The organism is Levilactobacillus enshiensis (assembly GCF_007115095.1).
GTDB classification, from domain to species: domain Bacteria; phylum Bacillota; class Bacilli; order Lactobacillales; family Lactobacillaceae; genus Levilactobacillus; species Levilactobacillus enshiensis.
The window spans coordinates 477083-501825 of the sequence record NZ_SULH01000001.1; the positions used below are offsets into that span (position 1 = coordinate 477083).

41 protein-coding genes are annotated in these 24743 nt (G+C 48.2%); 39 read left to right on the plus strand and 2 right to left on the minus strand.

The window, feature by feature from the left end:
* Positions 1-76: 76 nt before the first annotated feature.
* The 39 genes from rpsJ (at position 77) to FAY32_RS02360 (ending at position 22571) form a co-directional block, all read left to right on the plus strand.
* Positions 77-385 (plus strand): 30S ribosomal protein S10, encoded by a 309-nt coding sequence (gene rpsJ, locus FAY32_RS02170; protein WP_011668500.1) that lies wholly within the window; start codon positions 77-79, stop codon positions 383-385.
* A gap of 41 nt (positions 386-426) precedes the next feature.
* Entirely contained in the window at positions 427-1077 is a 651-nt protein-coding gene (gene rplC / locus FAY32_RS02175) for a 50S ribosomal protein L3 (RefSeq protein WP_143461830.1), read from the plus strand.
* Positions 1078-1098: 21 nt separating this feature from the next.
* On the plus strand, positions 1099-1722 hold the full coding sequence (gene rplD, locus FAY32_RS02180) for a 50S ribosomal protein L4 (RefSeq protein WP_048735491.1): 624 nt from the start codon (positions 1099-1101) through the stop codon (positions 1720-1722).
* Positions 1722-2009 (plus strand): 50S ribosomal protein L23, encoded by a 288-nt coding sequence (gene rplW, locus FAY32_RS02185; RefSeq protein ID WP_048735493.1) that lies wholly within the window; start codon positions 1722-1724, stop codon positions 2007-2009. The genes rplD and rplW overlap by 1 nt, the downstream gene beginning before the upstream one ends.
* A gap of 26 nt (positions 2010-2035) precedes the next feature.
* Entirely contained in the window at positions 2036-2884 is an 849-nt protein-coding gene (gene rplB / locus FAY32_RS02190) for a 50S ribosomal protein L2 (protein ID WP_143461832.1), read from the plus strand.
* A 78-nt stretch (positions 2885-2962) separates the two neighbouring features.
* A complete protein-coding gene (rpsS, locus tag FAY32_RS02195) occupies positions 2963-3238 on the plus strand; it encodes a 30S ribosomal protein S19 (protein WP_143461834.1) in 276 nt (91 codons plus the stop codon).
* Positions 3239-3254: 16 nt separating this feature from the next.
* The gene (rplV, locus tag FAY32_RS02200) at positions 3255-3611 is read left to right on the plus strand and encodes a 50S ribosomal protein L22 (RefSeq protein WP_048735501.1); all 357 of its coding nucleotides are present in this window, start codon (positions 3255-3257) and stop codon (positions 3609-3611) included.
* 3 nt (positions 3612-3614) lie between these two features.
* The gene (gene rpsC, locus FAY32_RS02205) at positions 3615-4274 is read left to right on the plus strand and encodes a 30S ribosomal protein S3 (RefSeq protein ID WP_048735503.1); all 660 of its coding nucleotides are present in this window, start codon (positions 3615-3617) and stop codon (positions 4272-4274) included.
* A gap of 2 nt (positions 4275-4276) precedes the next feature.
* Positions 4277-4711 (plus strand): 50S ribosomal protein L16, encoded by a 435-nt coding sequence (gene rplP / locus FAY32_RS02210; RefSeq protein ID WP_125688341.1) that lies wholly within the window; start codon positions 4277-4279, stop codon positions 4709-4711.
* Positions 4701-4895 (plus strand): 50S ribosomal protein L29, encoded by a 195-nt coding sequence (gene rpmC, locus FAY32_RS02215; RefSeq protein ID WP_020090139.1) that lies wholly within the window; start codon positions 4701-4703, stop codon positions 4893-4895. Before rplP ends, rpmC begins: the two co-directional genes overlap by 11 nt.
* Before the next feature lie 28 nt (positions 4896-4923).
* Complete coding sequence (gene rpsQ / locus FAY32_RS02220) at positions 4924-5190, plus strand: 30S ribosomal protein S17 (protein ID WP_048735510.1); 267 nt, start codon at positions 4924-4926, stop codon at positions 5188-5190.
* A 50-nt stretch (positions 5191-5240) separates the two neighbouring features.
* On the plus strand, positions 5241-5609 hold the full coding sequence (rplN, locus tag FAY32_RS02225; protein WP_048735513.1) for a 50S ribosomal protein L14: 369 nt from the start codon (positions 5241-5243) through the stop codon (positions 5607-5609).
* Positions 5610-5645: 36 nt separating this feature from the next.
* Positions 5646-5957 (plus strand): 50S ribosomal protein L24, encoded by a 312-nt coding sequence (gene rplX / locus FAY32_RS02230; protein WP_143461836.1) that lies wholly within the window; start codon positions 5646-5648, stop codon positions 5955-5957.
* A gap of 25 nt (positions 5958-5982) precedes the next feature.
* Complete coding sequence (rplE, locus tag FAY32_RS02235) at positions 5983-6525, plus strand: 50S ribosomal protein L5 (RefSeq protein WP_048735518.1); 543 nt, start codon at positions 5983-5985, stop codon at positions 6523-6525.
* A gap of 20 nt (positions 6526-6545) precedes the next feature.
* Positions 6546-6731, plus strand: a complete 186-nt coding sequence (locus FAY32_RS02240) for a type Z 30S ribosomal protein S14 (protein ID WP_082153261.1) — start codon at positions 6546-6548, stop codon at positions 6729-6731.
* 33 nt (positions 6732-6764) lie between these two features.
* Entirely contained in the window at positions 6765-7163 is a 399-nt protein-coding gene (rpsH, locus tag FAY32_RS02245) for a 30S ribosomal protein S8 (RefSeq protein WP_048735521.1), read from the plus strand.
* A gap of 30 nt (positions 7164-7193) precedes the next feature.
* Positions 7194-7730 (plus strand): 50S ribosomal protein L6, encoded by a 537-nt coding sequence (gene rplF / locus FAY32_RS02250; RefSeq protein ID WP_048735523.1) that lies wholly within the window; start codon positions 7194-7196, stop codon positions 7728-7730.
* 34 nt (positions 7731-7764) lie between these two features.
* Positions 7765-8130: a 50S ribosomal protein L18 gene (gene rplR, locus FAY32_RS02255; RefSeq protein WP_048735526.1), complete on the plus strand. Its 366-nt coding sequence runs from the start codon at positions 7765-7767 to the stop codon at positions 8128-8130.
* A gap of 22 nt (positions 8131-8152) precedes the next feature.
* On the plus strand, positions 8153-8656 hold the full coding sequence (gene rpsE, locus FAY32_RS02260) for a 30S ribosomal protein S5 (RefSeq protein ID WP_048735529.1): 504 nt from the start codon (positions 8153-8155) through the stop codon (positions 8654-8656).
* A gap of 14 nt (positions 8657-8670) precedes the next feature.
* Positions 8671-8853, plus strand: coding sequence for a 50S ribosomal protein L30 (gene rpmD, locus FAY32_RS02265; protein WP_143461838.1), 183 nt, complete (start codon positions 8671-8673; stop codon positions 8851-8853).
* Between the two features lie 35 nt (positions 8854-8888).
* Complete coding sequence (rplO, locus tag FAY32_RS02270) at positions 8889-9323, plus strand: 50S ribosomal protein L15 (RefSeq protein WP_048735535.1); 435 nt, start codon at positions 8889-8891, stop codon at positions 9321-9323.
* Entirely contained in the window at positions 9323-10633 is a 1311-nt protein-coding gene (gene secY / locus FAY32_RS02275; protein WP_143461840.1) for a preprotein translocase subunit SecY, read from the plus strand. Before rplO ends, secY begins: the two co-directional genes overlap by 1 nt.
* Positions 10634-10722: 89 nt before the next feature.
* Positions 10723-11373, plus strand: coding sequence for an adenylate kinase (locus FAY32_RS02280; protein WP_318635483.1), 651 nt, complete (start codon positions 10723-10725; stop codon positions 11371-11373).
* Between the two features lie 164 nt (positions 11374-11537).
* The gene (gene infA, locus FAY32_RS02285) at positions 11538-11756 is read left to right on the plus strand and encodes a translation initiation factor IF-1 (protein WP_011668477.1); all 219 of its coding nucleotides are present in this window, start codon (positions 11538-11540) and stop codon (positions 11754-11756) included.
* 28 nt (positions 11757-11784) lie between these two features.
* Positions 11785-11904 (plus strand): 50S ribosomal protein L36, encoded by a 120-nt coding sequence (gene rpmJ, locus FAY32_RS02290; protein WP_011668476.1) that lies wholly within the window; start codon positions 11785-11787, stop codon positions 11902-11904.
* Positions 11905-11929: 25 nt separating this feature from the next.
* Positions 11930-12295: a 30S ribosomal protein S13 gene (rpsM, locus tag FAY32_RS02295; RefSeq protein ID WP_125765145.1), complete on the plus strand. Its 366-nt coding sequence runs from the start codon at positions 11930-11932 to the stop codon at positions 12293-12295.
* 17 nt (positions 12296-12312) lie between these two features.
* Positions 12313-12702, plus strand: a complete 390-nt coding sequence (rpsK, locus tag FAY32_RS02300) for a 30S ribosomal protein S11 (protein WP_048735547.1) — start codon at positions 12313-12315, stop codon at positions 12700-12702.
* An 87-nt stretch (positions 12703-12789) separates the two neighbouring features.
* The gene (locus tag FAY32_RS02305) at positions 12790-13740 is read left to right on the plus strand and encodes a DNA-directed RNA polymerase subunit alpha (RefSeq protein WP_048735550.1); all 951 of its coding nucleotides are present in this window, start codon (positions 12790-12792) and stop codon (positions 13738-13740) included.
* Between the two features lie 30 nt (positions 13741-13770).
* Positions 13771-14154: a 50S ribosomal protein L17 gene (gene rplQ, locus FAY32_RS02310; RefSeq protein ID WP_125573697.1), complete on the plus strand. Its 384-nt coding sequence runs from the start codon at positions 13771-13773 to the stop codon at positions 14152-14154.
* A gap of 424 nt (positions 14155-14578) precedes the next feature.
* Positions 14579-15433, plus strand: a complete 855-nt coding sequence (locus FAY32_RS02315) for an energy-coupling factor ABC transporter ATP-binding protein (RefSeq protein WP_143461844.1) — start codon at positions 14579-14581, stop codon at positions 15431-15433.
* A complete protein-coding gene (locus tag FAY32_RS02320) occupies positions 15409-16281 on the plus strand; it encodes an energy-coupling factor ABC transporter ATP-binding protein (protein WP_143461846.1) in 873 nt (290 codons plus the stop codon). Before FAY32_RS02315 ends, FAY32_RS02320 begins: the two co-directional genes overlap by 25 nt.
* Complete coding sequence (locus FAY32_RS02325) at positions 16274-17074, plus strand: energy-coupling factor transporter transmembrane component T family protein (RefSeq protein ID WP_143461848.1); 801 nt, start codon at positions 16274-16276, stop codon at positions 17072-17074. Before FAY32_RS02320 ends, FAY32_RS02325 begins: the two co-directional genes overlap by 8 nt.
* A gap of 13 nt (positions 17075-17087) precedes the next feature.
* Positions 17088-17885: a tRNA pseudouridine(38-40) synthase TruA gene (truA, locus tag FAY32_RS02330; RefSeq protein ID WP_143461850.1), complete on the plus strand. Its 798-nt coding sequence runs from the start codon at positions 17088-17090 to the stop codon at positions 17883-17885.
* 138 nt (positions 17886-18023) lie between these two features.
* Positions 18024-18467: a 50S ribosomal protein L13 gene (gene rplM / locus FAY32_RS02335; protein ID WP_048735560.1), complete on the plus strand. Its 444-nt coding sequence runs from the start codon at positions 18024-18026 to the stop codon at positions 18465-18467.
* A 13-nt stretch (positions 18468-18480) separates the two neighbouring features.
* Complete coding sequence (gene rpsI / locus FAY32_RS02340) at positions 18481-18873, plus strand: 30S ribosomal protein S9 (protein ID WP_048735562.1); 393 nt, start codon at positions 18481-18483, stop codon at positions 18871-18873.
* Positions 18874-19139: 266 nt separating this feature from the next.
* Complete coding sequence (locus FAY32_RS02345; protein WP_143461852.1) at positions 19140-20492, plus strand: TrkH family potassium uptake protein; 1353 nt, start codon at positions 19140-19142, stop codon at positions 20490-20492.
* A 13-nt stretch (positions 20493-20505) separates the two neighbouring features.
* Positions 20506-21168 (plus strand): potassium channel family protein, encoded by a 663-nt coding sequence (locus FAY32_RS02350; RefSeq protein WP_143461853.1) that lies wholly within the window; start codon positions 20506-20508, stop codon positions 21166-21168.
* Between the two features lie 301 nt (positions 21169-21469).
* The gene (locus FAY32_RS02355) at positions 21470-21931 is read left to right on the plus strand and encodes a Panacea domain-containing protein (protein WP_143461854.1); all 462 of its coding nucleotides are present in this window, start codon (positions 21470-21472) and stop codon (positions 21929-21931) included.
* A 139-nt stretch (positions 21932-22070) separates the two neighbouring features.
* Positions 22071-22571, plus strand: a complete 501-nt coding sequence (locus FAY32_RS02360) for a hypothetical protein (RefSeq protein WP_143461855.1) — start codon at positions 22071-22073, stop codon at positions 22569-22571.
* Positions 22572-22846: 275 nt separating this feature from the next.
* Here the strand turns inward: FAY32_RS02360 and asnA are convergent, their stop codons facing one another.
* Together asnA and FAY32_RS02370 are read right to left on the minus strand one after the other, a co-directional pair.
* Positions 22847-23854, minus strand: a complete 1008-nt coding sequence (asnA, locus tag FAY32_RS02365) for an aspartate--ammonia ligase (protein WP_143461856.1) — start codon at positions 23852-23854, stop codon at positions 22847-22849.
* A 443-nt stretch (positions 23855-24297) separates the two neighbouring features.
* Positions 24298-24618 carry a DsrE family protein gene (locus FAY32_RS02370; RefSeq protein WP_143461857.1) on the minus strand — a complete coding sequence of 107 codons (321 nt, stop codon included), beginning with the start codon at positions 24616-24618 and terminating at the stop codon, positions 24298-24300.
* Between the last annotated feature and the right edge of the window lie 125 nt (positions 24619-24743).

The window sequence follows — 24743 nt, forward strand, 5'->3', positions numbered from 1 at the left end:
CGCTTTGCCATGAGGGTGTGGCGGGAATTTCCACGGAGTTAGTCTTATTTTTAAAATAGACGAAGGAGGGAACACAATGGCAAAACAAAAAATTCGGATTCGGTTGAAGGCTTACGAACATCGTATCCTCGACCAATCAGCGGACAAGATCGTTGAAACAGCGAAGAGAACAGGTGCCGGCATCTCAGGTCCTATTCCATTACCAACTGAACGGACGATCTACACCGTTTTACGTTCACCACATAAGTTTAAGGACTCACGTGAACAATTCGAAATGCGGACGCACAAGCGTTTGATTGATATCGTTAACCCAACGCCAAAGACGGTCGACTCATTAATGAAGCTTGACCTGCCTAGCGGTGTTGATATCGAAATCAAGTTATAATTTCCAAGAATACTAAATACAATATAATCGGAGGTGTACTCATGACCACTAAAGGAATCTTAGGGAAAAAGGTCGGGATGACGCAAGTCTTCACTGATGCTGGCGAATTAATCCCCGTTACTGTTGTCGAAGCAACGCCAAACGTTGTGTTACAAGTTAAGACGATGGAAAACGACGGTTACGATGCCATTCAACTTGGTTACCAAGACAAGCGTGAAGTACTCAGCAACAAGCCCGAACAAGGTCATGTAGCAAAAGCAAACACGACTCCTAAGCGCTTCATTCGTGAATTCAGAGATGTTGAGCTGGGAGATTACAAGGTAGCAGACGAAGTTAAAGTTGATACCTTCCAAGCAGGAGACATCGTTGATGTCACAGGTATCACTAAAGGTCATGGATACCAAGGTAACATTCATAAAGATGGTCAAAGCCGTGGCCCTATGGCCCATGGTTCTCGTTACCACCGTCGTCCAGGTTCTCTGGGTGCCATCATTAACCGGGTATTCCCTGGCATGAAGCTCCCAGGTCGGATGGGTAACAAGCAAGTTACTATCCAAAACCTCGTGATCGTTAAAGCTGACGTTGACAACAACGTTCTGTTGATTAAGGGTAACGTCCCTGGTGCTAACAAGTCACTCGTTACTGTTAAGAGTGCTGTTCGTCCACCACGTCCCAAGCAATCAGACAAATAAATAGGAAGGGAGGATAATTAAATGACAAGCGTAGCATTATACAAACAAGATGGTAGTCAAAACGGCAACGTTGATTTGAACGCTGATATCTTCGGCATCGAACCTAACGAAAACGTTATTTACGACACGATCCTGATGCAACGAGCTTCACTTCGCCAAGGTACACACGCCGTTAAGAACCGGAGTGCTGTCCGTGGTGGTGGTAAGAAGCCATGGCGTCAAAAGGGTACTGGTCGGGCCCGTCAAGGTTCCATCCGTTCCCCACAATGGGTCGGTGGTGGTGTGGTCTTTGGACCTACCCCTCGTTCTTACAGTTACCACCTTCCTAAGAAGGTTGGCCGTTTAGCATTGAAGTCAGTTCTTTCTCAAAAGGTTCTTGACGAAAGCTTAGTCGTTCTTGACGGTTTAGCATTCGACGCACCTAAGACAAAAGAATTTGCTGCAGTGCTGGCTGGTTTGAATGTCACAACTAAGACGTTGGTTGTCCTTGAAGACGACAACGTAACTGCTGCCTTAGCAGCCCGTAACTTAGCTAATGTTAAGGTTATTCCAGCCAAGAGCTTGAATGTCCTTGATATCGCCGCTGCGGACAAGTTAGTGATTACCCAACCAGCTCTTTCTCAAGTAGAGGAGGTGCTCGCATAATGGAATCACGTGACATTATTTTACGCCCAGTTGTTACCGAAGCTACGATGGCAACTATGGACGACAAGCGTTACACCTTTGACGTTGACGTACGAGCAACCAAGACACAAGTCAAGCATGCCATTGAAGACATCTTTGACGTTAAGGTTGTTAAGGTCAACATCATGAACTTAAAGGGTAAGAAGAAGCGTCAAGGACGTTACGAAGGCTACACTAAGAAGCGTCGTAAGGCCATTGTTAGCTTATCTGCCGACTCAAAAGAAATCAAGTTATTCAACGAAGAATAAAATTTCAGATATAGGAGGGAAATAACGTGGCGATTAAGAAATACAAACCAACAAGCAATGGTCGTCGTAATATGACGAGCTTGGTTTACAAAGACGTCATCACTAAGACGACTCCTGAAAAGTCATTGCTTGATTCACAAAGCCATACCGCCGGCCGTAACAACGCTGGTAAGATGACTGTCCGTCATCGTGGCGGTGGTAACAAGCGTCAATACCGGATCATCGACTTCAAGCGAATCAAGGACGAAGTTCCAGCTACTGTTAAGGCTATCGAATACGATCCTAACCGTACTGCTAACATTGCCTTGCTCGTTTACGCTGATGGTGTTAAGTCATACATCATCGCACCTAAGGGCTTAAAGGTTGGCGCACAAGTTCAATCTGGTCCAGAAGCTGATATCAAGGTTGGTAACGCGTTACCATTGAAGAACATTCCTTTCGGGACTGTTATTCACAACATCGAATTGAAGCCAGGTAAGGGTGGCCAATTGGTCCGTTCTGCTGGGACTTCAGCTCAATTGTTAGGTAAGGCTAACGATGAAAAGTACGTGTTAGTTCGTTTATCTTCCGGTGAAGTTCGGATGATCTTGAACGTTAACCGTGCGACTATCGGTGCCGTTGGTAATGAAGAACACGAATTGGTTAACGTCGGTAAAGCCGGTCGTACCCGTTGGGGCGGTCAACGTCCACACGTTCGTGGTTCTGTAATGAACCCTAACGATCACCCACATGGTGGTGGTGAAGGTAAAGCACCTGTTGGTTTACCATCTCCTCTTTCTCCATGGGGTAAGAAGACCGTTGGTAAGAAGACGCGTTCGAAGAAGAACAAGAGCAACAAGTTCATCGTACGTCGTCGTAAAGGTTCCAAGATGTAATAATCCGGTTTACCGGATGTCAAGAGACCTGGTGATCATCGTTTTAGACGATGCGCCACAAGTAGAGGAGGTTTCATAATGGGTCGTAGTTTGAAAAAAGGACCTTTCGCCGATGCGCACTTACTGAAAAAGGTTAACGCGCAAAAGGATCAAGACAAGAAGGCTGTCATCAAGACCTGGTCCCGTCGGTCTACTATTTTCCCTAGCTTTGTTGGTTTAACTATCGCTGTTTATGATGGACGGAAGCACGTACCAGTTTACGTTCAAGAAGACATGGTAGGCCACAAGCTTGGCGAATTCGTACCAACCCGGACATTCCGTGGTCATGGTGGCGACGACAAGAAAACTCGTTGATAAGGAGGATTAACTAATGGCTGAACAAGTTACATCAGCGCAAGCGACTGCTAAGACGGTTCGGATTGCTGCTCGCAAAGTCCGCCTTGTCATCGATCTTATCCGCGGCAAGAGCGTTGCTGAAGCAATCGCTATCTTAAAGTTCACACCACGTGGAGCATCACCGGTTGTGGCAAAGGTATTGAACTCTGCAATTGCTAATGCAGAAAATAATTTTGACTTAGATCGTCAAGATCTAGTTGTTAGCGAAGCCTATGTGAACGAAGGACCAACCCTTAAGCGGTTCCGTCCTCGTGCCAAAGGTTCTGCTTCACCAATCAACAAACGTACGAGTCACATTACGGTTGTTGTATCTGAAAAAGAGGAGGGATAACGCGTGGGTCAAAAAGTAAATCCAACTGGATTACGGGTCGGTATCATTCGCGACTGGGAAGCAAAGTGGTATGCTGAAAAGGATTTCGCTGCTTACCTGAAGGAAGACCTTCAAATCCGTAAATTTATCGAAAAGCGTCTTGTTGACGCATCTGTATCAACTGTTGAGATTGAACGGGCTGCAAACCGCGTCAACATCTCAATTCACACTGCCAAGCCAGGGATGGTAATTGGTAAGGGTGGTTCCGAAGTCGAAAATCTCCGTAAGGAATTAAACGACTTAACTGGCAAACGTGTCCACATCAACATCGTGGAAATCAAGAAGCCAGATTTGGATGCTAAGTTGGTCGGCGAAAACATTGCTCGTCAATTGGAAGGCCGTGTTGCTTTCCGTCGTGCAATGCGTGGAACGATGCAACGGACTATGCGTTCTGGCGCCAAGGGTGTTAAGACGCAAGTTGCTGGTCGTTTAAACGGTGCTGATATGTCCCGTGTCGAAAGCTATGCTGAAGGTACGGTTCCTCTGCACACGTTACGTGCTGACATCGACTATGCATGGGTTGAAGCTCACACAACTTACGGTTCTTTAGGTGTTAAGACCTGGATCTACCGTGGTGAAGTTCTTCCCGAAAAGAAACAAACTAACGGACAAGGAGGGAAATAAGCATGCTGGTACCTAAGCGAGTAAAGTTCCGTCGTGTCCACCGTGGTAAGCTTCGTGGCGAATCCAAGGGTGGCAAGAGCGTCGCTTTCGGTGACTACGGTTTGCAGGCGTTGGATTCCAAGTGGATCACCAACCGTCAAATCGAAGCTGCCCGTGTGGCAATTACACGTTACATGAAGCGTGGTGGGAAAGTTTGGATCAAGATTTTCCCTCACAAATCCTACACCAGTAAAGGTGTTGGGGTCCGGATGGGTAATGGTAAAGGTACGCCTGATGGCTGGGTAGCCCCAGTTAAGCGCGGTAAAGTGATGTTTGAAGTGGGTGGCGTTTCTGAAGAAACAGCCCGCGAAGCATTACGCCTAGCTGCCATGAAGCTTCCCGTTCGCACTAAGGTTTTAACCCGAGAGGAAGTAGGTGGCGAATCTAATGAAGACTAAAGAAATCAACGAATTAACCACTGCTGAAATGCTCGATAAAGAAAAGAGCTACAAGGACGAGTTATTCAACTTGCGTTTCCAATTAGCTACTGGTCAATTGGAAAACACCGCACGGTTGAAGCAGGTTCGTAAGAACATTGCGCGGATTAAAACCGCTCTTCGCCAACAAGAACTGAACAAGTAGAATACGATAAGAAGGAGGTCACTAATACATGAGTGATGCACGTAATAACCGCAAGGTTTACCGTGGTCGTGTCGTTTCCGACAAGATGGAAAAGACGATCACTGTCGTTGTAGAAACGACGAAGACTGATGCACGATATGGCAAGCGTGTCAAGTACTCCAAGAAGTACAAGGCACATGACGAAAACAACGAAGCCCACACTGGCGACATTGTTGAAATCATGGAAACTCGTCCTCTGTCTGCTACCAAGCGGTTCCGCTTAGTCGACATTGTTGAAAAAGCAGTAATCATTTAGGTGTCGTTTTTATCGTATTCTGAACTAGAACTGAAGGGAGGACACTAGCTGTGATCCAACAAGAAAGCCGTTTAAAGGTTGCCGATAACTCCGGCGCCCGGGAAATTCTGACCATTAAGGTTCTGGGTGGCTCCAAGCGTCGCTACGCCGGAATTGGTGATGTCATTGTCGCTACTATCAAACAAGCAACACCAGGTGGCGTTGTCAAAAAGGGTGATGTTGTTAAGGCCGTTGTTGTTCGTACGAAGTCTCGTGTACGTCGTAACGATGGTTCATACATCAGCTTTGATGAAAATGCCGCAGTGCTGATTAAAGACGACAAGAGCCCACAAGGGACTCGTATCTTCGGACCAGTTGCACGTGAATTACGTGACAACGACTTCATGAAGATTATCTCATTAGCACCCGAAGTACTGTAATTAAGAAACGTGTTAAACAAGGAGGTGCCCACAGGAATGCTTATTAAAACTGGTGACAAGGTCCGCGTGATCGCTGGCAAGGATAAAGGTAAAGAAGGAACTGTTTCCAAAGTCCTGAATGCCAAGAACCGCGTGATCGTTAAAGGCGTCAATATGATTAAGAAGCACCAAAAAGCTTCTCAATCTAATCCCCAAGGCGGAATTATTGATATTGAAGCACCAATTCACGCATCCAACGTAATGCTCATCGATCCTTCGAACAACGAACCCACCCGGCTTGGCGTTCGAATTGAAGATGGTCACAAAGTCCGGTTCGCTAAAAAGTCCGGCGAAACCATCGACAAATAATCACTGAAAGGAGGAACATAATTTCATGTCAACTCGTTTAAAAGAAAAGTACGTTAATGAAATTACCCCATCATTGGTGGAAAAATTTAGCTACAGTTCTATTATGCAAACACCGAAGATCGAAAAGATCGTATTGAACATGGGTGTTGGTGACGCTGTCTCCAACGCTAAGAACCTCGACGAAGCCGTTGAAGAACTTGGTTTGATTTCTGGTCAAAAGCCATTGGTTACTAAGGCCAAGAAATCAATCGCAACCTTCCGTCTTCGTGAAGGTATGTCAATCGGTGCTAAGGTTACCCTCCGCGGTGACCGCATGTACGAATTCCTGGACAAGTTAATCAACGTGTCATTGCCACGTGTTCGTGACTTCCGTGGTGTTAGCTCCCGTGCCTTCGATGGCCGTGGAAACTACACTTTGGGTGTTAAGGAACAATTAATCTTCCCAGAAATCAACTTTGACAATGTTAACCGTGTTCGTGGTTTGGACATCGTTATCGTTACCACGGCTAATACTGATGAAGAGTCACGCGAATTGCTGACTCAATTCGGTATGCCGTTTGCACACTAATTTAAGGAGGTTCACACAAATTGGCTAAGAAATCTCAAATTGCTAAGAACAAGCGTCCTGCGAAGTTCTCTACTCAGAATTATACTCGTTGCGAACGTTGTGGACGTCCACACTCTGTTTATCAAAAGTTCCATCTTTGCCGTATCTGCATGCGCGAATTAGCCCACAAGGGTCAAATTCCTGGCATGAAGAAGGCAAGTTGGTAGACTGAATTTTAAACAAAGGGAGGGAAATCGTTAATGTCCATGACTGATCCTATTGCAGACTTCTTGACGCGGATTCGTAACGCCAACATGGTTCGTCACGAATCACTCGAAGTTCCTGCATCAACAATTAAACGTGACATCGCTGAAATCCTGAAGCGCGAAGGTTTCATCCGTAACGTTGAATACATCGATGATGACAAGCAAGGTATCATCCGCGTATTCCTCAAGTACGGCAAAGACAACCAACGTGTTATCAGTGGTTTGAAGCGTATTTCTAAGCCCGGCTTACGTTCATACGTTAAGGCCGACGCTGTACCAAAGGTATTGAACGGTTTAGGTATCGCCATTATCTCCACCTCTGAAGGTGTAATTACTGATAAAGAAGCGCGGGCCAAGAAAATCGGTGGCGAAGTTCTCGCCTACGTTTGGTAAAACTTTTAAGAAGATAGGAGGTGCCTTTCAGTGAGTCGTATTGGTTATAAAACTGTCAACGTCCCAGCCGGCGTTGAAGTTAAACGCGATGGCAATCAAGTAACGGTCAAGGGTCCTAAGGGTTCTTTAACCCGGACGTTCTCCGATATCATTTCTATGAAAATTAGTGATGGTGCTGTTGACTTCGATCGTCCAGATAACAACAACAAGACACGTGCCATGCATGGTACGCAACGGGCTAACTTGAACAACATGGTTGAAGGTGTTGTCAATGGCTTTGCTAAGACCTTGAAGCTGGTCGGTGTTGGTTACCGTGTTCAAGCTAAGGGTAAGACCCTGGTATTGAGCGTTGGTTACTCCAACCCTGTTGAAATGGCTGTTCCTGAAACCTTGGAAGTTAAGGTTCCAGATAACACCACTATCAACATTTCCGGTATCAGCAAGCAAGAAGTCGGTGACTTCGCTGCTGAAGTTCGTGCCGTTCGTTCACCAGAACCTTACAAAGGTAAGGGTATCCGTTACGAAAACGAATTTGTTCGTATTCGTGAAGGTAAGACCGGTAAGTAGTATCGCAGCTTAGTGCTGATAATTTTACAAAGAGGTGACTATTTTGATTACAAAACCAGATAAGAACAAGACACGTCAAAAGCGTCATATGCGTGTCCGGAACAAAATTTCTGGAACTGCTGAACGCCCACGCTTAAACGTATTCCGCTCTAACAAAAACATCTACGCTCAAATTATTGATGACGTAGCGGGTGTTACACTTGTTAGTGCCTCGACGTTAGATAGCGAAGTAAGTGGCGACAACAAGACTGACCAAGCTAAAGGCGTTGGTGAGTTAGTTGCAAAGCGTGCTGTCGAAAAAAATGTTAGCGATGTTGTGTTCGATCGTGGTGGGTATTTATATCATGGCCGTGTTCAAGCATTGGCAGAAGCTGCTCGCGAAAACGGGCTTAAATTTTAAGAGTAAGGAGGAATAACCACACATGGCAAAATTTATTGATCCCGACAAGTTAGAACTTGAAGACAACGTTGTTGCTATCAACCGGATTACCAAGGTTGTAAAAGGTGGCCGTCGTCTGCGGTTCGCTGCGCTTGTAATTGTCGGCGACAAGAACGGTCACGTTGGCTTTGGTACTGGTAAAGCACAAGAAGTCCCAGAAGCTATTCGTAAGGCCGTTGAAGCTGCTCGTAAGAACCTGATCGAAGTTCCTATCGTGGGAACGACTATTCCTCACGAAGTCCTCGGTTCATACGGTGGGGGTAAGATCTTACTCAAGCCCGCTGCTGAAGGTTCTGGGGTTACCGCTGGTGGTTCCGTTCGTTCCGTCATGGAATTAGCTGGAGTTGCTGACGTTACTTCCAAGCGTTTAGGTTCTAACACGCCGGTCAACGCTGTTCGGGCCACTTTTGCTGGCTTGGCTCAGTTGAAGCGTGCTGAAGAAGTTGCCGCTCTCCGTGGTGTCTCTCTTCAACACTTAGCTGAATAAGGAGGGGTTTTAAAATGGCTCAATTAAAAGTTACTTTAATCCATAGTGCTGCTCACCGCCTCCCTAAACAGCGGAAGATTGTGGAAGCTTTAGGTTTACATCGTGTTAACAGCACGGTTGTCCAACCAGATAACGAAGCTACCCGCGGTGCGCTTTTCCAAATCGCACACTTGATTAAGGTTGAAGAAGTTAAGTAATACACAGATCATTAAATAAGGAGGTGCGCAATAGCATGAAGTTGAATGAACTAAAACCTGCTGAAGGCTCACGGAAGGTTCGTAATCGAGTTGGCCGTGGTGATTCATCTGGTAACGGTAAGACTGCTGGTCGTGGCCAAAAGGGTCAAAAGGCTCGTAGTAAGACTCGTTTGGGTTTTGAAGGTGGCCAAATGCCACTGTACCGTCGTATTCCAAAGCGTGGGTTTACCAACATTAACCGTAAGGAATTTGCTGTCGTAAACTTGGCTGCTTTGAACGTCTTTGATGATGGTGCTGAAGTTACACCAGCTGCCTTGATTGAAGCTGGAATCGTCAAGAACGAAAAGGCCGGTATTAAGATCTTAGGTAACGGTGAGTTAACGAAGAAGTTGACGGTTAAGGCCGCTAAATTCTCCAAGTCAGCTGCCGAAGCCATCGTAGCTGCTGGTGGTAAGACTGAGGTGATTTAATGCTATCAAGCTTGAAAAACGCCTTTAAGATTAAAGACATTCGTAAAAAGATTCTCTTTACTCTATTGGTTTTGATTGTCTTTCGGTTGGGTACTTATATTACCGTCCCCGGCATTAACGCAAAGGCACTTCAAAGCGTTGCGTCTTCTGGATTGGTTAGTATTTTAGATACCTTCAGTGGTGGTGGGTTAACCAATTATTCCATCTTCGCGATGGGGGTTTCACCTTACATCACTGCACAAATCGTTATTCAATTGCTACAAATGGACATCGTTCCGCGCTTCGTTGAATGGAGTAAGCAAGGGGACGTTGGTCGGCGTAAATTGAACCAGGCAACGCGGTACTTAGCGATTGCGTTAGCCTTCGTTCAATCCATCGGGATCACGGCTGGTTTTAGTGCTTTAAGCTCACTGAAATTAGTCCAAAACCCAAGTGTTGCAACGTACTTGTCAATCGGGTTAATCCTGACTGGTGGGACCATGTTGACCACTTGGATGGGTGATATGATTACCGATCGTGGTCTTGGTAACGGGATTTCAATGATTATCTTTGCGGGTATCATTGCTCGGACACCAAAATCTGTTTACCAACTTTACCAAACTTACTTTGTCGATGCTGATAAAGGGACTTTGTGGAAGAGTGTCTTGTTCATTCTTGGGTTGATCGTGTTAGTTCTGATTATTGTGACCTTCACTACGTGGGTTCAACAAGCGGAACGGCGGGTCCCAATTCAATACACTCGGCGAGTATCTGGTTCACCAGATAGTAGCTACCTTCCATTAAAGGTCAACGTTGCCGGTGTTATTCCAGTTATCTTTGCGAGTTCGTTTATTGCGACGCCACAGACTATTCTGATGGCATTCCAAAACACCCACTCTCAAGATGCTTGGTATCAAACACTGACGGACGTCTTTAACATGCAAACGGTCGATGGCGCCATTTTGTACACCGTTCTGATCGTTGTGTTCACGTTCTTCTATGCGTTCGTGCAAGTTAACCCAGAAAAGTTAGCTGAGAACCTGCAAAAGCAGGGGAGCTACATTCCTGGTGTTTGGCCTGGTCACGAAACACAATCATATGTTTCCAGCTTGTTGATGCGCCTCAGCACTGTGGGTGCGCTCTTCCTTGGATTCATTTCCTTGATTCCGTTATTAGCCCAAAACCTTTGGGACTTAGATGAGTCAATTGGTTTAGGTGGTACCAGCCTCTTAATCGTCGTTGGTGTGGCTATCGAAACCATGCGGCAAGTTGACGGATTGATGATGAAGCGCGAATACGTTGGCTTTATCCAAGATCCAGAACCAGCTTAATGAGTTTCCAGCGGGTGTGTTGATCTTTTAGCACACCTGCTTGTGTTTTTCGGGTAAATTTTCGAATAAGGAGAACGAACATGACAGCTATGAATTTAATTCTCATGGGTCTACCGGGTGCCGGTAAAGGGACTCAAGCCGAAAAGATTATCAAGGAGTTCCACTTACCGCATATTTCTACGGGAGATATCTTCCGTGAAGCGATGAAGAACGAAACTGAAATGGGATTGGCAGCGAAGAAGTTTATCGACAAAGGTGAATTGGTACCGGACGAAGTTACGAACGGAATTGTTCGCGACCGGTTAGCCCAAGCTGACACCAAAGACGGGTTCATGTTGGATGGATTCCCCCGTTCCATTGTTCAAGCCGAAGCGTTAGATACCTTTGGCCCAGAACTGGATCGGACCATCAACGCCGTGATCAACATTCACGTTGAACCAGATGTCTTGGTCGAGCGCCTTTCTGGTCGTTACATTTGCCGCAACTGTGGGGCAACTTACCACAAGCTGTACAAGCAGCCTAAAGTTGAAGGTACGTGTGATGTCTGTGGTAGTCATGACTTCTATCAACGTGAGGACGACAAGCCTGAAACGGTGAAGAATCGTTTGGCGGTTAATCTGAAAATGAATACACCGCTGGTTGATTACTACACCAAGAAGGGGTTATTGTTCACCGTTGATGGTGACCGTGACATCGATGACGTGTACGTCGACATCGAAAAGATCCTTAAGAGCTTGTAGTCTGCACTAAGTTCTTGCTTACTATCGAGAAATATGGTAGACTTATTCAGGTTTAGCCTGTAAATGGCGCGCTGTCGCGATTCACAGGTGCTAGGTGGGAGCAAAGTCTTTGTTCCTACTGCTTTTACGTGTAGTTTACACGCAAGAAAAAGGGAGGTACTTTCGTGGCGAAAAGCGATGTCATCGAAGTCGAAGGTAAAGTTACCGAAACATTACCCAACGCGATGTTTCGGGTCGAATTAGAAAACGGTCATGAGATTCTCGCTCACGTCTCCGGTAAGATTCGGATGCATTACATTCGGATTCTGCCTGGTGATCGAGTAACTGTTGAAATGTCACCGTATGACTTGTCTAAAGGCCGGATTACTTATCGCTTTAAGTAACGGTTAGACAGATGTAGGAGGGATATTCATGAAAGTAAGACCATCAGTTAAGCCAATGTGCGAACACTGCAAGGTTATCAAGCGTAAGGGCCGAGTAATGGTTATTTGCTCAGCTAACCCTAAGCATAAACAACGCCAGGGTAAGTAATTCAATTTATAGGAGGTGCAATTAAATGCCACGTATTGCTGGAGTGGATTTACCACGTGATAAGAAAATCGCTTACGGTTTGACTTACATTTTTGGTATTGGTATCAACACCGCACATAAGATTGTTGCGGATGCTGGAGTCTCAGAAGATGTTCGGGTTCGCGATATGACACCTGATCAAGAAGACAAGATTCGTGCCGAAGTTGACAAGTACAAGGTTGAAGGTGACTTACGTCGTGAAGTTAGCCTGAACATCAAGAACTTGCAAGAAATCGGTTCATACCGTGGTATGCGTCACCGTCGGGGTTTGCCTGTTCGCGGTCAACATACCAAAAACAATGCCCGCACTCGGAAGGGTAAAGCCGTTTCCGTTGCCGGTAAGAAGAAGTAAAGGAGGGTTAACACTTTATGGCTACTAGAAAAACTAGTCGCAAGCGTCGGGTCAAGAAGAATATTGAAGCCGGTGTTGCACACATTCATGCTACGTTTAACAACACATTAGTTATGATCACTGACGTTCAAGGGAACGCCATTGCTTGGTCATCAGCTGGTGCCTTAGGATTCAAGGGTAGTCGGAAGTCAACGCCATTTGCTGCTCAAATGGCCGCTGAAGCCGCTGCTAAAGCCTCAATGGAACATGGTATCAAAGCCGTTGAAGTTGCTGTTAAGGGTCCTGGTTCAGGACGTGAAGCTGCTATCCGTGCTATCCAAGCTACTGGGGTAGAAGTTACTGCTATTCGCGATGTCACCCCAGTTCCTCATAATGGGACTCGTCCTCCAAAGCGCCGTCGGGTTTAACGTGAGCGTTTCATTAATGAGGGCAACCTTCATGATGGGATTGACTTATAGGAGCTCAACGCGGTTTGAAAGGGGTAAACGATAAGAATGATTGAATTTGAAAAGCCTAACATTCATAAAATTGATGAAAGTAGCAACTACGGTAAGTTTATTGTCGAACCGTTGGAACGTGGTTACGGGACAACGCTAGGGAATTCCTTACGGCGGATCTTGCTTTCTTCATTACCTGGTGCAGCTGTTACCAGCATTCAAATCGACGGGGTTCTGCATGAATTCTCTACTATCGAAGGTGTCGTTGAAGACGTCACGCAAATCATCTTAAATGTTAAGAAGATTGCGTTGAAGCTCAACGGTTCTGACGACCAAGAGGAAACCATGGAGATCAACGTTAAGGGTCCTGCTCAAGTTACCGCTGGTGACATTGTCGCAGGCGCTGACGTCGATGTGTTGAACCCAGATCTGTACATTGCTACAGTTGCGGATGGGGCAACGTTCCACATGCGGATGACAGCGGATAAGGGCCGTGGTTATGTTTCTGCTGACGAGAATAAGACTCGCAACACGGATATGCCAATTGGTGTCTTAGCCGTAGATTCCATTTACACCCCAATCGAACGGGTTAACTACCAAGTAGAGAATGCACGGGTTGGCCAACGGGCTGACTACGATAAATTGACCCTGGATGTTTGGACAAACGGTTCAATTAATCCAAGCGAAGCCATTGCTCTGGCTGCTAAGATCTTGACCGAACATCTGGCTATGTTTGTCGACTTGACCGACGAAGCTAAGAATGCGGAAATCATGGTTGAAAAGGAAGAGACTCACAAGGAAAAGATGCTTGAGATGACTATCGAAGAGCTCGACTTGTCCGTCCGTTCGTACAACTGTTTGAAGCGTGCTGGTATCAACACGGTTCAAGAATTGACTAATAAGACCGAAGCAGACATGATGAAGGTTCGTAACTTGGGTCGCAAGTCCCTTGAAGAAGTTAAGGCTAAGTTAAGCGACTTAGGGTTATCACTTCGGAAGGAAGACTAATTTTAGACACTCAAAGGAGGGTTTCTGGTTATGAGTTACCGTAAATTACAACGGACTAGTTCTCAACGTCGTGCATTATTACGCGATTTGACTACCAGTTTAATTTTGAACGGCCGCATCGAAACGACTGAAGCACGCGCTAAGGAAGTTCGTAAGACGGCTGACCAAATGATTACCTTGGGCAAGCAAGGCGACTTACATGCTCGTCGGCAAGCTGCTGCTTTCATCCGTAACGTAGTTGCAGATGTTAAGGAAGACGGCGACGATGTCGTTGTTACCAGCGCATTGCAAAAGGTATTCAGCGAATTAGCACCTAAGTACGCAGACCGTAAAGGTGGTTACACGCGTATCTTAAAGACGATGCCTCGTCGCGGTGATGGTGCCGCTATGGCTATCTTGGAATTCGTTGACTAATCTTTGGTTAACAGTTTTCGGGAGTAATCACGTCCCTAAACGTGGTACAAATATGCATTAAATTAATCACTAGAACCATGTGGTATAGAGCGCTATGATGATGGGGAATTTCCGAGTCTAGCTTGAATGGGGGCTAACGCCTCAGCGCCGCTGGTTTGTTAGTGATTTTTTTGTACCCATTTTTTGGTTCAGACTATGATGTAATGGGCGATCAGACTCAAATGTGATCGGGGAATCACTAAGCCTACTGGAACGCGGCCTTAACCCCCTTCACACTGGGGCGTTAGCGCACACGATGACTACCACAGAGTGACCGTTGGCAGTCACAGAGGGCGGTAACTGAATATATTTGTTCCCGAACACTTCGGGTTTGCTTGAATATTTGGTATAATTACCGGTGACATTTTGCGTAAGGAGATGACGGCTGATGGCAAACATCATTGAAGTTGCACATCTATCGTATCGTTATCGTAACGGTGAACAGGACGCCGATCAGCGCCCGGCGTTAAATGACGTTAGTTTCACCGTTCAGGCCGGTGAGTGGTTGGCCATCGTCGGTCATAACGGGAGTGGTAAGTCGACGTTAGCGAAGTCGTTAGACGGTCTCTTGCCGTTCACCGAAGGAACCATCACGGTGGGGGGGATTACATTGACCCCTGCGACCGTCTGGCAGGTTCGGGAGAAAATCGGGATGATCTTCCAGAACCCCGATAATCAATTCGTGGGCGCCACCGTTGAAGATGACGTCGCCTTTGGTCTGGAGAACCGCCAGATTGCGCGTGCCGACATGTTGCCACGCGTTCAAGCGGCCATTGAAGAGGTCGGCATGACTGAGTTTGCGCACCGCGAACCCAGCTCCCTTTCTGGTGGCCAGAAACAACGGGTGGCGCTCGCCGGTATCGTGGCGATTGCACCAGATATTCTGATTCTGGATGAAGCCACTAGTATGCTGGATCCCCAAGGACGGCGGGAGATGCTCGCTCTGGTGCGGCAATTGCGCACTGACCAGCACCTGACCGTCATCTCCATTACCCATGACATCGATGAGGCAGCCAATGCCGACCGGGTGTTGGTGATCGATGATGGTCGTCTGGTTGAGGAAGCGGACCCCGCCACTATTTTTGCGCAAGGTGAGCGCCTCACGCAACTTGGCTTGGATTTACCCTTTACTTCAAAATTACAGGCTGCTTTACGGCAACGGGGGATCACACCACCGGACGGCTATCTGACAACTGCGGAAATGGAGGCATGGTTGTGGCAATCTCTTTCGAACACGTAAGTTATACGTATCAAGCGGGAACGCCCATGGCGAACACGGCCTTGACCGATGTTTCCTTTACCGTCCCCGACCATGGCTACCTGGCCATCATCGGCCATACGGGAAGTGGTAAATCAACGCTGATTCAGGAACTAAACGCGCTACTGAAGCCAACCACCGGCAACGTTCACGTCGATGACTTCACCATCACGCCCAAGACCACTAATGCCGATCTCAAACCATTGCGGCAACACGTTGGCATGGTCTTCCAGTTCCCAGAGAGTCAATTGTTTGAGGAGACCATCCGTAAGGACATTGCGTTTGGGCCGCAGAACTTTGGCATGAGTGAAGCCGAGGCTACCCAATTGGCCGATGACATGTTGGCAACCGTGGGCCTCGACAGCAGTTATGCCGACCGGTCACCATTCGAGCTGTCCGGGGGCCAAATGCGCCGGGTCGCCATTGCTGGGGTATTGGCGATGCGTCCTCAAGTTTTAGTCCTCGATGAACCGACCGCCGGGCTGGATCCGCGCGGCCGCGAAGAAATGATGACACTCTTTGAACGCCTGCATCGTGAGCAGGGGCTGACCATCGTGTTGGTCACCCACCAAATGGAGGACGTGGCCCAGTATGCTGAGCAGGTTGCCGTCATGCGCCAAGGTCAGCTGGTTAAATTTGGCACGCCCCAGGAGGTCTTTCAAGACCCCGACTGGTTGCAGGCTAATCAACTAGATGTGCCCCGTGCCGCACGATTTGCGCAAGCACTTGCGGCCAAGGGCATGCAATGGGGGCAGTTACCGTTGACCGCCGATCAGTTGGCCGACCAATTGGTAGCGCGCTGGCCACAGAGGGGGTCCGCTGATGTCTAGTTTTATTTTTGGTCGGTACCTCCCACTGAATTCGGTGGTCCACCGGTTAGACCCACGGGCCAAACTCATGCTGAGCTTCTGTTACATCGTTCTAGTCTTTTTGGCGAATAACTTAGTGAGTTATGCAATCTTGATTGCCTTTACGATTGGTGCCATTCTGGCGTCGAAAATCAGTCTGGGTTTCTTTCTCAAAGGGATTCGTCCGTTGCTGTGGCTGATCGTCTTTACGGTAGTCTTACAGCTGCTGTTTAGTCCGGCCGGCGGGCACACGTACTTTCACTGGGCATTTATCAACATTACGCAGTTCGGACTGGTCAATGCGGGGTTCATTTTCATTCGGTTCCTGCTGATCATTATGTTTTCAACGCTGTTGACGCTATCGACGCAGCCCCTGGATATTGCGACCGGATTGGCTTCATTGATGAAGCCGCTGCGGTGGGTACACGTGCCAGTAGATACGTTAGCGATGATGCTGTCGATTGCGTTACGATTCGTGCCCACGCTGATGGATGAGGCCACGAAGATCATGAACGCCCAGCGTGCACGGGGCGTGGATTTCGGTGAGGGGGGCTTATTGAAACAAGCCAAAGCCCTGATTCCGCTGATGGTACCGTTATTTATGAGTGCTTTTAACCGGGCGGAAGACCTCTCAACGGCCATGGAAGCGCGAGGTTATCAGGACAGTGAACACCGGAGCCAGTACCGCATTTTAACTTGGCAAAAACGGGATACGATCACTTGGATAATATTTTTAATTGGATTTGCGGCGATACTTGCTTGTCGCCACTGGTAGGAGAGAGATGCAGATGCAACGTTACAAGGTAACTTTTATGTACGACGGAACCGACTTTGCCGGCTTCCAGCGCCAACCCAATAAACGGACAGTGGAGAGTGTTCTCACAAAAATCGTCAATAAAATGGCGAAGAACCCAACACCGGCCATCGTCATCTACGGTTCGGGACGGACCGACGCAGGGGTCCACGCGTTAGCGCAGGTGGCCCACTTCGACTTTCCCTTCCTGATTCCCGCGGAGAACATGCGTAAGGGCTTAAACAGCATGTTACCGATGGATATGGAGGTCTTGAAGGTCGAGGAGGTTGCGGCTGACTTTCACGCGCGGTATGACGTGTCTGGGAAACGCTACCTCTACCGGATGGATATGGGCGAGTTCCGCAATCCGTTCAAACGTAACTATACCGGTCACTGGAAGTTTCCCGTTGATTTGACAAAGATCAACGCGGCCCTGCAGGATTTAGTGGGGGAACACGACTTTACCAGTTTTGTGGCATCCGGCGCGCAAACGCGGACGTTCGTGCGGACCATCTATGAAGCCACGTGCCACATTGACGAGGCGAACCACGAGTTGGTCTTTGAATTTTACGGGAATGGCTTTATGTACAATCAGGTGCGAATCATGGTCGGCGTGCTGGTCGAAATTGGCGCTGGGACCCGACCGGTGCACGATATTTTACGATTGTATCAGGTCAAGGATCGACGGCAGGCCAGAAGAACGGTTCCGGCGGCGGGCTTATATCTCAAGCACGTCTATTATCAGGGAGAAGACCCGGAACACCCGACGAAATTGCCCCAACATCAGCGGTAAATTTCGTTAGGGGGACAAACAATCATTGACTTTATGGAGAAAACTTTGTATTATGGTTGTTGGTATTGTTTGCCCCACGATAAGCCCCGGAAAGTTTACTTGGTGTCAGACAAACACAGATTTATGGAGGAATTTAACGTGCGTACAACTTATATTGCAAAACCAAACGATGTTGACCGCAAATGGTACATCGTGGACGCAACTGATGTTAGCTTAGGTCGTCTTGCTTCAGTCGTTGCTTCCGTATTACGCGGTAAGAACAAGCCAACGTTCACGCCTAACGTGGACACTGGTGACAACGTAATCGTCATCAACGCTGCTAAGGTTGGTTTAACCGGCCGTAAGGCAACCGACAAGATTTATTACCACCATACCGGTTTCGCCGGTGGCTTGAAGTCACGGACTGCTGGTAACTTCCGGGATCAAAACCCAGAAAAGTTGATCGAAACTTCTGTACAAGGTATGCTCCCTAAGAACTCCTTAGGTCACCAAATGGCATTGAAGCTTCACGTGTACGCTGGTGCAGACCACAAGCACGAAGCACAAAAGCCAGAAGTATTAGACATTACTAACCTAATCTAAGGAGGAAACCAAATTGGCACAAGTTCAATATCGCGGCACTGGCCGTCGTAAAAACTCCTCTGCTCGTGTACGTTTAGTACCCGGCTCAGGTAAAATTGTTATGAACAAGAAGGCAATCGAAGACTACATTCCATTTGCAAGTATTCGTGAAGTCGTCTTACAACCATTCAACGTTACGGAAACTCTCGGTAACTACGATGCATTAGTTACTGTCCATGGTGGCGGTTTCTCCGGCCAAGCCGGCGCAACTCGTCATGGGATCGCTCGGGCATTGCTCGAAGTAGACCCAGACTTCCGTGGTCCGCTGAAGCGTGCAGGTCTTTTGACCCGTGACGCCCGGATGAAGGAACGTAAGAAGCCAGGTCTCAAGAAGGCCCGTAAAGCTTCACAATTCTCAAAGCGTTAATATTTCGATATTTTCGATTTGGAAATCCTCACCAATTTTGGTGGGGATTTTTTGTTTGGGTTTAAAATACTGACGACAGCATGTTGGTCAGAAGCGAAGAACAGGTCGGCAACGCTCTGTTAGCTGTTGGGGATAGCAATGGGCATCTTTATGGAGCGTTTTCTCATTTCCTTCTCACCGCTCTGTCCTTTGTGCAAAGTGGGTATTGTTTTCCCCCGCGCTTTGTCTTAAGCTGAATGGGAAGTCTTTGACAGGATAGGAAAATCATGGAGAAAATTAAGCAATCTAAGTTATTTGACACGTTATCTAAAAAAATGGTCTGGGGGTTTATCTTCCTGATTACGTTAGGAACGATCTTCTTGAGCTTACCCGCGGCTACGCGGGGGGCGCAGGGGACATCGTTTATCGACACCGTGTTTACCGCGGCGTCCGCGACCTGTATTACCGGCCTCACGGTGGTCAATACCGCGCAGCACTGGTCTTTTTTTGGTCAGGTCGTGATTTTGGTTCTCTCAGAGGTCGGCGCGCTGGGTTACATGACGTTTGCCGTGTTGCTGTTTAACATCATCCGGCGAAACCTGAACCTCTCGACACAATTAATGGTGAAAGAGTCACTCAATCTGGAAAATCTGAGCGACACGAAGAGTGTGATGAAATACGTTGTCGGGCTCTCTGCGCTGTTTCAAGTTGGTGGGGTCATTCTCCTTGCCTTCGACTTTGTCGGTCGTTTCGGGTGGAAACGGGGGCTCTACGTGTCCCTTTACCACTCCGTCATGTCCTTTTGTAACGCCGGGTTTGACGTCTTTGGTGACAGTCTAATGAGCTTTCGTGATGACAGCTACTTGCTGGTGGTTACCATTATCCTCATTATCGGTGGGGGCTTGGGATTCCTGGTTTGGCGCGATTTGTTGCTGTACCATGAGCGTCACCGGTTGAGTCTGAACTCCAAATTGACGCTGGTCACGACCGGAACGTTATTCGTAGCTGGTTTTATCCTGCTGCTGATTACGGAAAAGGACCTCTCCTTGCTGCCTAAGGGAACGTCGTGGTTCAACCGGACGATCAACACGCTCTTTCTCAGCGTGACGCCACGAACGGCGGGACTAATCACGTTACCCACCAATGATCTACAGGCCGGCAGTATCTTCTTATTGATGATTCTGATGTTTGTCGGGGGGACGCCGGGGTCCACTGCTGGGGGGATCAAGACCACCACGTTTGGTGTGTTGATGCTCCAGAGCATTGCCCAGTTGCGCGGGAAAAAAGACGTGGAGTTCAGTCGGCGGCGGTTCAGCCAATCAAACATTAGCCGGGCACTCCTGCTGGTCTTTCTGGCGAGCATCGTGATCGTCATGGCCACGTTAATCTTGACGCAAACGGAACACATCCCCAAGGGGTTTGGGCTCGAATACATTGTCTTTGAGGTGCTGTCGGCGTTTGGAACGGTGGGCTTGAGTCTGGGGCTTACGCCACATTTAACACTGATCGGTAAGCTGGTCATTATCTTACTGATGTTTATCGGCCGAGTCGGCATCTTTACGTCGTTATACTCGCTATCCAAGCGGCAGACCAAGGTCAACCAGATTCGGTACCCTGAAGAAAATATCTTAATCGGTTAAGGAGTATGTGAAAATGAAGAAGAGTTTTGCGGTTCTCGGCCTCGGTCGGTTTGGTCAAAGTGTGGTGCAAACGTTGGCAGCGTCCCATCAAGATGTCCTAGCAGTTGATGTTAAGGAGGAGCCGGTCAACGAAATGATGGACATTGCCACGCAGACGTTGATTGCGGATACCCGTGATGAGGACGTTTTGCGGGGACTGAACATTGACACCTTTGATTACGTCATCGTCGGCATTGGGAACAACATGGAAGCCAGCATTTTGACCACCATGTTGACCAAGGAGCTGGGTGCAAAAAAAGTAATCGCTAAGGCCGAAACCGCCGATCACGGGCGAGTGCTGAAACGCGTGGGGGCTGATCAGGTGACCTTCCCCGAACGGGACATGGGCCACAGCATCGTGCGTAAGCTACTGTCCAACCACATTCTGAACTTTATCGATCTCAGTGATGAATATACGTTGGCCGAAGTGGTGATTACGGACCCGAATTTCGTGAACCAAGACCTGATTGCATTAAACCTGCGGCAACGCTTCGATTTGACAGTGATTGCCATTCAGCATGACGGTAAGATCAACATCTCGCCGCAACCGTCCGCAATGGTCCAGTTACATGACGTGTTGACGGTGGTTGGACCAATCAAGAGCGTAGAATCATTGGATGAATCGTTGAAAAAATAGGTGAAAAATGGCGCTTGCCGGTTGGTGGGCGCTTTTATTGTGGCTAAAATGTTGTGAGATATCGGGGATGATTCTCTCAAGCGCGAGTTCAGGCAACGTTTACCGGATAGAATTACCGCCCCAAATTTCGCTGAAACCACTTATCTTTAAATGGCACCCGACTTACCGTGAGCTAAAACGAGGTACAGGGGTTGGCTGTCCACACGTTTAACCACTAACGGGGTCAGTACGGTTAGCATTGTCTCTGGCTGACCGGTTGGGTATAGTTGGACTAAATAGCTACTAAGCGGGGGAAAACGCAATGAATGATGACCTGTTCAGAATTACCAATTGGTTACGCGTTAAGAGTCATCAACAGATGATTGCTCAAGAAGCCGACGAGTTGAACCGTGCGCGAGCCGCGCAACTACTTTACTACGTGCAAGGCACCTGTCTGGCCGTGTACGGGGTGAGTGCGTTTACGGACAAGATGATTGCGGGCAAACACGGCGTGGAGTTTGCGCGACTGACCACTCAGTATCCAGTGGGACGCGGCATTGTTGGCCAGTTAACTGAACGCACGTTGGCCGATTATGATGCGTTGGCGACCTGCGACCCATTTACGTCCATTTTGGAGGGCGTCTGGCAAAATCTAGGAGATCTGTCGGCCGTGCAATTGATGTGGCGCGTCCGGCGAGATGAGCCATGGCGACAGGCACCGCGGGGAGCTGCCTTGGACTTAGATGTGGTGACGACGTATTTTCGCGAACATGTAGTGAACTGACCGTTGTTGGTGACCACCGCCATAAATAAATTCGTAAGACCTTAAGTTTTCCCGTAGCCAAGTCCTTAGTTACCTCATCCACGCGGCACTGCGTTATCCTAAAGATAAACCAGTGACAGACTAAGGGGGATGAGGACCAATGACGCGTGATGCCACGACCGACCACCTGATTCAGGCGATTATTGCCCGTCTACGGCATGCGGGAATCCAAGTCAACGTGACCCGCCATAAGACGAGTAGCCTATACCTGCACTTAGACAATGACATCTTGAAAGAGATTCGGGTCAGCGACCATGGTATTGGGAAAAAGTCGCGGCATCGCGTGGGATATGACATCCGTACGGACCGCGATCGGCGACTGTATTTTTGGCCTGAGAATCGCTGCTTTCAGTATGGCCGCCAGAACGCCCTGAGCGTCACGGAAAAGGTGATCCACGACCGTGACCGAGAAATTGCTGCGCTAGGTGTAAAGGGCTATCAACAGTTGGTGCGCACCGCCAAAATTCACCGGCAGCTACCGAGCAAAGAGGCGGCGTTTGAAAATAAACTCAGTCAGTTTTTCGACCAGGCCGTCCCCAATCGACCGGCACACATTTCGCGGCGGCATGGTCATTGTTCTCGACAACCAGAAGCGAGGTGAGTCGGATGCATCAAAAGTCGCATCAAGAGTCGTCGATCGACGTTGATCGACTGGCCGAAATTGCGGCCGTGTTGGGGGTCATGATTCCGTTGGTTCTAAGTTATCTAAGCAAGTGAGCCGATGCAGTAAGGGTTAATCAATCAACTAAAGAGTGCGTCTCACTAGACCGGTGAATGTCGGTCTGGTGAGGCGCACTTTCTTCTATAATACAGCGTTTAATGAGTAATGGTGGGGTACGCCATGCAAACTTACGCATCACTAAAATGATAGTTGGGTTACAGCAGGTGAATGTTCCCCGCTTCACACTTATCGATCATTTCTTGAGGCCATAGCGCAGCTTGAACTTCGCCGACGTGCGCTTTGCCTAGCAACAGCATGCACAGCCGGGACTGGCCGATCCCACCACCGATTGTGAACGGGACTTCTTCGTTCATGACCATTTTGTGGTAGGGCAGGTTCAGCCGGTCTTCAGCGTGGGCAATCTTCAACTGTTTCAACATCGAGTCGGCGTCGACCCGAATCCCCATGCTGGAGATTTCCATTGACTGGTTCAGAGGTTCATACCAGAACAGAATGTCACCGTTCAATGACCAGTCGTCGTAGTCAGGGGCCCGGCCGTCATGACGCTTGCCACTCTTCAGCGCGCCACCGATCTTCATCAGGAAGACACAGCCGAGTTTCTTCGTAATGGCGTTTTCCCGTTCCTTAGGCGTCATGGTCGGGTACATGTCTTCGAGTTCTTGCGTGGTCACAAAGTGAATCTCATCAGGTAAGTGGTGAACAGCTTGGGGGAACTTGTACCAGACTTCGTGTTCCATGTGCTTGATGACCTTGAAGATGGTCCGCACAGTGGCCTTTAAGGTGTCGACAGTCCGTTCGTCCTTGCCGATGACCTTTTCCCAGTCCCATTGGTCAACGTAGGCGGAGTGATAGTTGTCGAGATCTTCGTCTTTCCGAATGGCGTTCATGTTGGTGTAAAGGCCTTCGTGCATGTTAAATCCGTAACGCTTCAACGCCACCCGCTTCCACTTGGCCAGGGAGTGGACGATTTCAATCGTTTCGTCGCCCATGTCGGCCATGGTAAATGAAACGGGCTTTTCTACGCCGTTCAGGTTGTCGTTAAGCCCCGTCGACTTTTCCACGAACATCGGTGCAGATAGCCGCGAGAGGTTCAGTTGCTTCCCGAATTCTTCCTGGAAGGTTTCGCGAATGTAGCGAATGGCAGCTTGCGTTTCTTTAACGGTTAATTTTGGATCGTAATCCTTTGGAATAATTAAATGCATGGTCATGATCTCCTTTGGGTTGTGTATTAGATAAAATAAAAAGAGTCTCTCATCCCGAAAATCAAGGGACGAGAAACTCTCGCGGTACCACCCAAGTTGTCTATCTGCAGTATAGACCAGCTCAAAAATAGAGTACTAACATACTCCACCGATGGTAACGTACCGGTTAACGGCCACGCCTACTCTGACAACGTCATTTCAGGTAGCAACTAAGAAAGTGTTTTTCGGTCAAGGCGAACACTGATTGGGTTTGCACTAACTCCCAACTCACTGGCAGGCCGGCTTGACGTACTCCTCTTTCCTCCGTTTTTTATCTTATGGGCTTAATCCTAGCACGTTTTGGTCAGATGTAAATAACAAAATTAAAAATCGGCGAGAATCCGTTTCAAAAATGACCGCGAAAATTCAGATGGGAACCGGATTTAACGGTCATTCAACTTTTTTTAAAAAGTTACGGTCTTGTCTGCCCAGACGACCAGGTCGACACAGTCGGTCACGGTGCCAGCGGGACAGGCAGCGGTGCTGGTCAGTTGCCGATTCTTGAGGCAGGTCCCACAGGCGAGAACTGTCCCACCGGCCGCTTCAAATTTAGCTAATTGGTCGGCCACATCGTAGCGGGCATTGCCGACGGTCGCAATTTCCACACCAGCGCCCATCAGAAAGACGTGGACGGCGTGGCCCTGCTGCCGGGCAGCGACACCAAAGCGCAGCGCATTCCAGACCATTTCGGGATCCTTACTCTCTAAAATCACACCTAACTTCATGCGGACTCAACTTCTTTCAGGTTTTCGCTAATCGTATCATAGGTGGTCGGGGCGGGACTACTAATATGATTCCGTTTGGCACGGTCACCAGTTAAATGGTTGCGGCAAGTGTCGGGAGAGAAAAT

Bases quoted from the DNA above. Each gene is read 5' to 3' on its own strand.
- rpsJ (WP_011668500.1), top strand. From the start codon at position 77: ATGGCAAAACAAAAAATTCGGATTCGGTTGAAGGCTTACGAACATCGT.
- rplC (WP_143461830.1), top strand. From the start codon at position 427: ATGACCACTAAAGGAATCTTAGGGAAAAAGGTCGGGATGACGCAAGTC.
- rplD (WP_048735491.1), top strand. From the start codon at position 1,099: ATGACAAGCGTAGCATTATACAAACAAGATGGTAGTCAAAACGGCAAC.
- rplW (WP_048735493.1), top strand. From the start codon at position 1,722: ATGGAATCACGTGACATTATTTTACGCCCAGTTGTTACCGAAGCTACG.
- rpsS (WP_143461834.1), top strand. From the start codon at position 2,963: ATGGGTCGTAGTTTGAAAAAAGGACCTTTCGCCGATGCGCACTTACTG.
- rplV (WP_048735501.1), top strand. From the start codon at position 3,255: ATGGCTGAACAAGTTACATCAGCGCAAGCGACTGCTAAGACGGTTCGG.
- rplP (WP_125688341.1), top strand. From the start codon at position 4,277: ATGCTGGTACCTAAGCGAGTAAAGTTCCGTCGTGTCCACCGTGGTAAG.
- rpmC (WP_020090139.1), top strand. From the start codon at position 4,701: ATGAAGACTAAAGAAATCAACGAATTAACCACTGCTGAAATGCTCGAT.
- rpsQ (WP_048735510.1), top strand. From the start codon at position 4,924: ATGAGTGATGCACGTAATAACCGCAAGGTTTACCGTGGTCGTGTCGTT.
- rplX (WP_143461836.1), top strand. From the start codon at position 5,646: ATGCTTATTAAAACTGGTGACAAGGTCCGCGTGATCGCTGGCAAGGAT.
- rplE (WP_048735518.1), top strand. From the start codon at position 5,983: ATGTCAACTCGTTTAAAAGAAAAGTACGTTAATGAAATTACCCCATCA.
- rpsH (WP_048735521.1), top strand. From the start codon at position 6,765: ATGTCCATGACTGATCCTATTGCAGACTTCTTGACGCGGATTCGTAAC.
- rpsE (WP_048735529.1), top strand. From the start codon at position 8,153: ATGGCAAAATTTATTGATCCCGACAAGTTAGAACTTGAAGACAACGTT.
- rpmD (WP_143461838.1), top strand. From the start codon at position 8,671: ATGGCTCAATTAAAAGTTACTTTAATCCATAGTGCTGCTCACCGCCTC.
- rplO (WP_048735535.1), top strand. From the start codon at position 8,889: ATGAAGTTGAATGAACTAAAACCTGCTGAAGGCTCACGGAAGGTTCGT.
- secY (WP_143461840.1), top strand. From the start codon at position 9,323: ATGCTATCAAGCTTGAAAAACGCCTTTAAGATTAAAGACATTCGTAAA.
- FAY32_RS02280 (WP_318635483.1), top strand. From the start codon at position 10,723: ATGAATTTAATTCTCATGGGTCTACCGGGTGCCGGTAAAGGGACTCAA.
- rpmJ (WP_011668476.1), top strand. From the start codon at position 11,785: ATGAAAGTAAGACCATCAGTTAAGCCAATGTGCGAACACTGCAAGGTT.
- rpsM (WP_125765145.1), top strand. From the start codon at position 11,930: ATGCCACGTATTGCTGGAGTGGATTTACCACGTGATAAGAAAATCGCT.
- rpsK (WP_048735547.1), top strand. From the start codon at position 12,313: ATGGCTACTAGAAAAACTAGTCGCAAGCGTCGGGTCAAGAAGAATATT.
- FAY32_RS02305 (WP_048735550.1), top strand. From the start codon at position 12,790: ATGATTGAATTTGAAAAGCCTAACATTCATAAAATTGATGAAAGTAGC.
- rplQ (WP_125573697.1), top strand. From the start codon at position 13,771: ATGAGTTACCGTAAATTACAACGGACTAGTTCTCAACGTCGTGCATTA.
- FAY32_RS02325 (WP_143461848.1), top strand. From the start codon at position 16,274: ATGTCTAGTTTTATTTTTGGTCGGTACCTCCCACTGAATTCGGTGGTC.
- truA (WP_143461850.1), top strand. From the start codon at position 17,088: ATGCAACGTTACAAGGTAACTTTTATGTACGACGGAACCGACTTTGCC.
- FAY32_RS02345 (WP_143461852.1), top strand. From the start codon at position 19,140: ATGGAGAAAATTAAGCAATCTAAGTTATTTGACACGTTATCTAAAAAA.
- FAY32_RS02350 (WP_143461853.1), top strand. From the start codon at position 20,506: ATGAAGAAGAGTTTTGCGGTTCTCGGCCTCGGTCGGTTTGGTCAAAGT.
- FAY32_RS02355 (WP_143461854.1), top strand. From the start codon at position 21,470: ATGAATGATGACCTGTTCAGAATTACCAATTGGTTACGCGTTAAGAGT.
- FAY32_RS02360 (WP_143461855.1), top strand. From the start codon at position 22,071: ATGACGCGTGATGCCACGACCGACCACCTGATTCAGGCGATTATTGCC.
- asnA (WP_143461856.1), bottom strand. From the start codon at position 23,854: ATGCATTTAATTATTCCAAAGGATTACGATCCAAAATTAACCGTTAAA.
- FAY32_RS02370 (WP_143461857.1), bottom strand. From the start codon at position 24,618: ATGAAGTTAGGTGTGATTTTAGAGAGTAAGGATCCCGAAATGGTCTGG.